Below are 748 nucleotides of genomic sequence, written 5' to 3' on the forward strand. Positions count from 1 at the left end.
TTCATGGCAAGTTTGACGGCCCTGCGCAACAGCTTGTCTTCGCCGATTATGGAGTCAAAGGTAAAAGTGGCCTGTGCGCCGGTAAACCTGTTGACCAACTCCTGAACCCGGGCGATCGGTCTCAGGATTATTGTGGCCCCTATGACCTGTTGATCCTCATCAAAGATGGGGATGCCCGAGGCGGCAGCATGGACTTTGCCGCTGCTTCCGCTCAGCATTATCTCCTGGTCATGGAAGGCTTCACCGGTCTGCAGCAGGTTCATGGTTTTAGGGGCCTTGCCGCTGAACAATTCCACAATATGCACGCCCAGAAGGGCTTCCTGGGAGTATCCGATTATTTGTCGGGCTGCCGGATTAAATTGTGAAACCCGGCCGTTCTTATCTACGCCCAGAACCCCATCGGACATGGTGTCAAAAACATTGATAAGTTCTTCATTTACATTCCTGAGAGCCTGTTGTTCAATATACAATTGCTTTTCCTGATAAAGATGGCAGTTTTGAATTTTGTTTAAACCATTAAATATGGCCACCGCCATATAATAGCAGGAATTGTAACCACAGGCCGCGCAATTCCTGAAATCTTTTTCCTCCGCTTTGTGCATATCGTGATATATTGCCTGCAATTGTTCATCACTGGGAATATCAAGCCGCATCTGAGCGGTAAGGTCACGATAGTGCCCATTGCTGAAATCATGGTTTTTCAAGAGTTCAGCGATAAATTCATCGCGCTGGCGGTTAAGTTCGGGGT

Annotated in this window: 1 protein-coding gene; it reads right to left on the minus strand. The window is 48.3% G+C overall.

All coding sequences use genetic code 11. The features are described 5' to 3' along the window. Positions 1-602, minus strand: a 602-nt coding sequence (locus B3W37_RS00550; RefSeq protein ID WP_483174470.1) for a PAS domain-containing protein, incomplete at its 3' end; no start/stop codon positions are given. Positions 603-748 lie beyond the last annotated feature (146 nt).

It is taken from the genome of Syntrophomonas sp. UBA5494 (assembly GCF_002426325.1).